This is a genomic window from Actinocorallia lasiicapitis (assembly GCF_054778695.1).
In genome coordinates this window covers 1-6,333 of record NZ_BAAGZI010000349.1, presented here as the reverse complement: position 1 = coordinate 6,333, position 6,333 = coordinate 1, and the positions used below count along the sequence as shown (strand labels likewise).

7 protein-coding genes and 1 pseudogene are annotated in these 6,333 nt (G+C 70.7%); 5 read left to right on the top strand and 3 right to left on the bottom strand.

Features of this window, described 5'->3' with window-relative positions; all coding sequences use genetic code 11:
• The 3 genes from ACYVE7_RS27150 to ACYVE7_RS27140 form a co-directional block, all read left to right on the top strand.
• Positions 1–941, top strand: a 941-nt coding sequence (locus tag ACYVE7_RS27150) for a lytic transglycosylase domain-containing protein (protein WP_460368469.1), incomplete at its 5' end; no start/stop codon positions are given.
• Positions 942–951: 10 nt separating this feature from the next.
• The gene (gene hemH, locus ACYVE7_RS27145) at positions 952–1,830 is read left to right on the top strand and encodes a ferrochelatase (protein WP_460368468.1); all 879 of its coding nucleotides are present in this window, start codon (positions 952–954) and stop codon (positions 1,828–1,830) included.
• 3 nt (positions 1,831–1,833) lie between these two features.
• Positions 1,834–2,631, top strand: a complete 798-nt coding sequence (locus ACYVE7_RS27140) for an inositol monophosphatase family protein (RefSeq protein WP_460368467.1) — start codon at positions 1,834–1,836, stop codon at positions 2,629–2,631.
• A gap of 4 nt (positions 2,632–2,635) precedes the next feature.
• On the opposite strand, the gene ACYVE7_RS27135 is transcribed toward ACYVE7_RS27140, so the two are convergent.
• Positions 2,636–2,809: a hypothetical protein gene (locus tag ACYVE7_RS27135; protein ID WP_460368465.1), complete on the bottom strand. Its 174-nt coding sequence runs from the start codon at positions 2,807–2,809 to the stop codon at positions 2,636–2,638.
• 144 nt (positions 2,810–2,953) lie between these two features.
• On the opposite strand from ACYVE7_RS27135, the gene ACYVE7_RS27130 reads away from it, so the two are divergent.
• Together ACYVE7_RS27130 and ACYVE7_RS27125 are read left to right on the top strand one after the other, a co-directional pair.
• Complete coding sequence (locus tag ACYVE7_RS27130; protein ID WP_460368464.1) at positions 2,954–3,607, top strand: response regulator transcription factor; 654 nt, start codon at positions 2,954–2,956, stop codon at positions 3,605–3,607.
• A complete protein-coding gene (locus tag ACYVE7_RS27125; protein ID WP_460368462.1) occupies positions 3,604–4,770 on the top strand; it encodes a sensor histidine kinase in 1,167 nt (388 codons plus the stop codon). The genes ACYVE7_RS27130 and ACYVE7_RS27125 overlap by 4 nt, the downstream gene beginning before the upstream one ends.
• Positions 4,771–4,804: 34 nt before the next feature.
• On the opposite strand, the gene ACYVE7_RS27120 is transcribed toward ACYVE7_RS27125, so the two are convergent.
• Together ACYVE7_RS27120 and ACYVE7_RS27115 are read right to left on the bottom strand one after the other, a co-directional pair.
• Positions 4,805–5,470, bottom strand: a complete 666-nt coding sequence (locus ACYVE7_RS27120) for a hypothetical protein (protein WP_460368460.1) — start codon at positions 5,468–5,470, stop codon at positions 4,805–4,807.
• A gap of 37 nt (positions 5,471–5,507) precedes the next feature.
• Positions 5,508–6,333 (bottom strand): annotated as a pseudogene (locus tag ACYVE7_RS27115) (hypothetical protein); the annotation flags it as partial.

Below are 6,333 nucleotides of genomic sequence, written 5' to 3'. Positions count from 1 at the left end.
CGCCCGCCGCGGCCCCGGCCGTCGCCCCCTGGCGGCGGGTGGTCCCCCCGGACGTCCTCGGGGTGCTGGCCGCGGGCATCCGCCCCGACCAGACCGCCAGGATCAAGCGGATCAAGAAGGTCAGGGACGTGATCGTCGTGGACGGCGGCGCCGTCCGGCTGCAGGACCGCCAGGTCAACGTGTTCGCCGTCGACCCGTCGGAGTTCCGGTCCTGGACCCCGCCTGCCACCGGCAAGAACCAGGAGCTGTGGGCGGCGCTGGCCGCGGACCGCTTCGTCGCCTCGCCCACCACCGCCCAGGGGCTCGGCCTCCAGCCCGGCGCGCAGTACCAGATCGTCGCCCGCTCGGCCCCCGGCGTGACCTTGGGCGGCACCGCCGATCTGGGCATCCCTGCGGTGGACATGCTGGTCAGCAAGCGCACCGGCGACGCGCTCGGCCTGGTCGACGGGGTCGCGGTCATGGTCAACGCGCCCGGCGCCGACCCCGCCGCCCTGACCGAGAAGATCAAGGACGTGCTGGGCAGCCGCTCGACCGTCCTCAACCTCAACACCAAGAAGGCCCAGGTCGGGACGGGCGGCAGCTATCTCGATCTCTACAAGCAGGGCGCGACCCGCTGCCCCGGCCTGTCCTGGACGATTCTCGCCGCGATCGGCCAGATCGAGAGCGACCACAACCAGAACCCGGGCGTCTCCTCGGCGGGCGCGATGGGGCCGATGCAGTTCATGCCCGCCACCTGGAAGTCCTACGGCACCGACGGGGACGGCGACGGCAAGGCCGACATCATGAACCCCTACGACGCCATCCCCTCGGCCGCCAGGTACCTGTGCGCGGCCGGAGCGCCGCAGCAGATGTACAAGGCGGTCTTCGCCTACAACCACGCCGACTGGTACGTCCAGAAAGTGCTGAATCTCGCCAACGCTTACGCGCGCCAGTTCTCATAGGCTGGTGGGTATGGATGCGCTGCTTCTGGTGTCGTTCGGGGGGCCGGAAGGGCCCGCCGACGTCATGCCGTTCCTGGAGAACGTGACCCGTGGCCGGGGGGTGCCCCGCGCGCGCCTGGAGAAGGTCGCCGAGCACTACCACCTGTTCGGCGGGGTCAGCCCGATCAACCAGCAGTGCCGTGAGCTGAAGGCCGCCCTGGAGGCGGTCGTGGACGTGCCCGTCTACTGGGGGAACCGCAACTGGGCGCCCTTCCTGGAGGGCGCGGTGGCTCAGATGGCGGCCGACGGCGTGACCAGCGCGAAGGCGTTCGTCACCTCCGCCTACAGCGGCTACTCCTGCGAAGGCCAGTATCTGGAGGATCTGGAGCGGGCCCGCGCGGCCGTGCCCGGCGCCCCCGAGATCACCAAGCTGCCGGTCTACTGCCTGGAGGAGGGGTTCCTCGCCCCGTTCGCCGAGTCCGCCCGCGCCGCGCTGGAGCGGGCCCCGGGGGCGCGGCTGGTGTTCACCGCCCACAGCGTGCCCCTCGCCCAGGACGGCAGGGAGCGGTACGAGGCGGAGCTGCACGAGGCCGCCCGGCGGGTGCACGACGCCGTCGACCCCTCCCTCGGCTGGGATCTGGTCTACCAGAGCCGCAGCGGCTCGCCCCGCACCCCGTGGCTGGAGCCCGACATCTGCGACCATCTGGAGAAACTCCACGCCGAGGGCGTCGGCTCCGTGGTGCTGGTGCCGATCGGGTTCACCTCCGACCACATGGAGGTCAAGTACGACCTCGACGTCGAGGCGCGCGACCTGGCCGCCGGGCTCGGCATGACCCTGGTCAGGGCCGCGACGCCCGGCACCCACCCGGCCTTCGTGGCGATGGCCCGCGATCTCTACGCGAGGAACTGACTGATGGAAGACCTGACCGCGCTACTCGACCTGGCCGTCGCGACCGCGCGGGAGGCCGGCCGGATGCTGATCGACAAGCGTCCGGCGGACGGCCCCGACGTGGTCGCCACCAAGTCCAGCGCCACCGACATCGTCACCCAGATGGACCAGGCCGCCGAACGGCTGATCCAGGAGCGGATCTCCGCGGTCAGGCCGCACGACTCCTTCCTCGGCGAGGAAGGCGGCTCCACGGCCGGGACGAGCGGGGTCCGCTGGGTGATCGACCCGATCGACGGCACCGTCAACTACCTGTACGACCTGCCGGACTGGTCGGTCAGCATCGCCGCCGAGATCGACGGGGAACCGGCCGTCGGGGTGATCGAGATCCCGCGCCGCGGCGAGACCTACACGGCCGTGCGCGGCGGCGGCGCCTACCGCAACGGCGAACCGCTCCGGGCGGGCGCCGAGACCGATCTGGCCCGATCGCTGATCGCCACCGGGTTCGGCTACGCCGTCGAGCGCAGGACCGCCCAGGCCAGGGTGCTGACGGGCGTGCTCCCCAACATCCGCGACATCCGCAGGGGCGGGGCCTGCTCGGTCGATCTGTGCGCCGTCGCCTCGGGCCGGGTGGACGGCTACTACGAGCGCGGGGTGCAGGCCTGGGACATCGCCGCGGGCCGGCTGCTCGTCACCGAGGCGGGCGGGGTGATCGGTGGTCTGAACGGGGCGCCGGCCGGGCCCGAGCTGACCATCGCCGCGGGACCGGGACTGTTCCAGCCCCTCCACGACCTCCTGGCGCCACTCGACCCGGCCCGCGACTGACCCGTCAGTCGGGCCGGCCACCGGTGTGCAGGTCGTGGTTGGCGGCGATCCGACGGAGCTCGTCGATCTCGGACTGGCGGAGATCGGCGAGATAGACGTCGCCGTCGCGCTTGGCCGCGTGAAGCGACTCGTAGGCGTCGGTGAGCCGCTGCTGGATGGTCTCGGAAAGCTCGCGCATGAAAAGGTCCTCCCGGGTCAGGCCACCTTTACCCCTCGGGCCCAGGGCGCTAAACGCGCTCGCCGGGTGAACTTCCGGTGGCGGCCCTTACCGGTCGCTTACCCGGCGTATGGCATAACGGAGAACGACTGCAAGGGGGAACGAGTGAGGGTTCTGGTCGTCGAGGACGAAAGGGTCATGGCCGACGCGATCGCGACCGGCCTGCGCCGGGAGGCGATGGCCGTCGACGTGGCCTACGACGGGGCCGGCGCGCTGGAGCGCACCGGGGTCAACGCCTATGACGTGGTCGTCCTGGACCGCGACCTGCCCAAGGTGCACGGGGACGACGTCTGCCGCAGGCTGGTCGCCGACCGGTACGGCGCGCGCATCCTCATGCTGACGGCGGCGGGCGAGCTGGACGACAAGGTCGCGGGCCTCAATCTGGGCGCCGACGACTACCTGCCCAAGCCGTTCGCGTTCAAGGAGCTGATCGCCCGGGTCAGGGCGCTCGGCCGGCGCACCGCGACCCCGCTGCCGCCCACCCTGGAGCGCGCCGGGATCGAGCTCGACCCCAACCGGTTCACCGTGCTGCGCGACGGCCGCCCGGTCGAGCTGACCCGCAAGGAGTTCGCGGTCCTGGAGGTGCTGATGCGCGCCGAGGGCATCGTGGTCAGCTCCGAGCAGCTCCTGGAGAAGGCCTGGGACGAGCACATCGACCCGTTCACCAACGTGGTGCGCGTCACGATGATGACGCTCCGCAAGAAGCTCGGCGAGCCGGCCGTCATCGAGACGGTGCCGGGAGTGGGTTACCGGCTGTGAGACGGCCCAGAGAGGTCATCGCGGAGCTGAAGTCACGGCCGCCCGGCGTCAGCGTCCGGATGCGGCTGACCCTGCTGTACGGCACGATGTTCTTCCTCGCCGGGCTGCTCCTCATGGTCGTCACCTATGTGCTGGTCAGCGCCGTGTTCAGCTCGGTGCTGCAGCCCGGCACCCGGCTGTCGCTGGAAGGGTGCTCGGTCCGGCTCAACCCGAACTGCCCGCACTGGCTGGCCGACGACCTGCGCGAGCAGATGCTCAAGGACCTGCTCCGCCGGATGACCTTCGCGCTGTTCGGGGTCGGGGTGCTCGCGCTGATGCTCGGCTACATCGTCGCCGACCGGGCGCTCGCCCCGTTGCAGAAGGTCACGGCCGCCGCCCGCCGGCTGTCGGAGAGCACCCTGCACGAGCGGATCGCCCTGGAAGGCCCGCAGGACGAGATCAAGGAGCTCGCCGACACCTTCGACGCGATGCTGGAACGGCTCAGCGACGCCTTCGACTCCCAGCGCCGGTTCGTCGCCAACGCCTCGCACGAGCTGCGCACCCCGCTCGCGATCAACCGGACCCTGCTGGAGGTCGCGCTCACCGACGACGAGGTCTCGCCCGATCTGATGACGGTCGGCAAGACCCTCCTGGCGACCAACGCGCGGCACGAACGGCTCATCGAGGGGCTGCTCCTGCTGGCGCGCAGCGAACGCGAACTGACCACGCGCTCGGCCGTCGACCTCAAGGACGTCGCCGAGACCGTCATCGAGCAGGTGCGCAAGCGTCCCGACCGGTGCGAGGGCATCGTGCTGCACACCGAGCTGACCGCCGCCCGCACCACCGGCGATCCCGTGCTGCTGGAGCATCTGGTGGCGAATCTCGTCGACAACGCCTACAAGCACAACATCGACGACGGCGAGGTCTATGTGCGGACCGGCGACCTGGACGGCTTCGCGGCCGTCCAGGTCGAGAACACCGGGCCCGTCATCCCCGCCTACGAGGTGGACCGGCTCTTCGAACCGTTCCGCCGGCTGAACAACGACCGGATCGAGTCGGCGAAGGGCGCCGGGCTCGGCCTGTCGATCGTCAAGTCCGTCGTGACGGCCCACCGCGGGTCGGTGCACGCGGCGGTCCGTCCCGGCGGCGGGCTCGTCATCACCGTCCGGCTGCCCCTCGGCTGACCGGGCGGGCTGACCGGATGGGCTGACCGGGCGGTCAGGTCTTCTCGAGGGTGCCGATCGCGTTGTACTCGGTGTCCTGCTCGGCGGCGGCCAGCGTGTAGTACGTGGTGATGAACATGCCGGTGCCGTCGCTCTTGGGGAACAGGACGTCGTAGCCGAAGCTGTCGCAGTCCTGGCCGTTCTTCTCGGTGATGTTCTCCCGGGTGACGGACTTGTAGCCGCTGGAGCCGAGGGTCTTGACGAACGTCAGGGTGCCCGAGCACGTCCAGGTGGCCTCGCCCGGCCGGTTCGCGTAGGTGATCTTGCCGGTGGAGGCGCCCGAGGCGATCTCGACGGTCACGATGTAGGACGCCGTCGAAGGCCGCTTCTGGTAGACCGTCGAACTCCAGGTGCCGGCGTACTTGGCGGAGAATCCGGTGGTTCCGGGCGCTTCCGCCGCGGGCTCCAGAACGGTCGTGGGACTGTCGGCCTTGTCGTCGCCCTTGGTGAGGACGAAGACGGCGGCCGCGCCGAGCAGGAGCACCACCAGCAGCCCGCCGATGCCCAGCAGGGCGATCAGCGGGCCGTTGTCGCGGCGCGGCGGAGGGGGCGGCGAGTAGTACGGTCCGCCGCCGCCCCCGAACGGAGGCGGTGGTGGCGGGGCGCCGCCGCCCGGCGGGGGTCCGTACGGCGGCGGCGGGGAACCGGGAGGCTGGTACAACGAGGTTCCTTACTGCTGGTGCGGCGTGCCTGTGGTGCTACTGCTTGCTGAGGGTGCCGATGGCCAGGTTCTCTTTGAGGTAGTTCGAGGACTCGGCGGCGGTCTGGTTCTTGAACACCATGAAAGACATCTTCTGGCGGTCCGTGAAGGGGAACAGGATGTCGTAGTTGATACCGGTGCAGCCGCTGCTGGTGTCGGCGGTGTTCACCCTGTCCTCGACGATGCCGAGGTAGGTGGCGGCCGGGCTGTTCCTGATCCAGCGCAGGGTGCCGCCGCAGGTCCCGCCGGAGGAGTTCACGTAGCTGATCGTTCCGGTGGAGTCGCCCTCGCGGATGGAGATGGTCACCGTGAGGCTCTGCGGCTTCGGCTCCTTGTAGACGACGGTCCCCTTCCAGGTGCCCGCGAAGGCACAGGGGAACCCGCTGGAGGTGGAGGTGCTCCTGCACTCGGCGAGGGAGGAGGTCTCCTCGGTCGGCTGCGAGATCACCTTGTCCTTGTCACCGTCGCCGCCGTTGGCGACGATGATCACGATCAGCAGGACGATCGCGATGATCGCCAGCACGGCGCAGCCGATCGCGTACAGGCCGTTGTTGGACGAGCGCTGCGGCGGATGGCCGAAACCGGGCCCCTGCGGCGGTCCCGGCGGGAACGGCGGGCCGCCTTGGAACGGCGGCGGGGTCTGCGGGTACTGGCCGGGCGCGCCTTGGAACGGCGGCGGGGTCTGCGGGTACTGCGGAGGCGGCGCCATGCCCGGCTGGTGGAACCCCGACTGCTGGAACGGCGGGGGAGTGCCGGGGCCCGGCGGCTGGAACGGCGGCGGGGTCGGCGGCTGGAAGCTGGGCTGCTGCTGACCGGCCTGCTGG

Bases quoted from the DNA above. Each gene is read 5' to 3' on its own strand.
- hemH (WP_460368468.1), top strand. From the start codon at position 952: ATGGATGCGCTGCTTCTGGTGTCGTTCGGGGGGCCGGAAGGGCCCGCC.
- ACYVE7_RS27140 (WP_460368467.1), top strand. From the start codon at position 1,834: ATGGAAGACCTGACCGCGCTACTCGACCTGGCCGTCGCGACCGCGCGG.
- ACYVE7_RS27135 (WP_460368465.1), bottom strand. From the start codon at position 2,809: ATGCGCGAGCTTTCCGAGACCATCCAGCAGCGGCTCACCGACGCCTAC.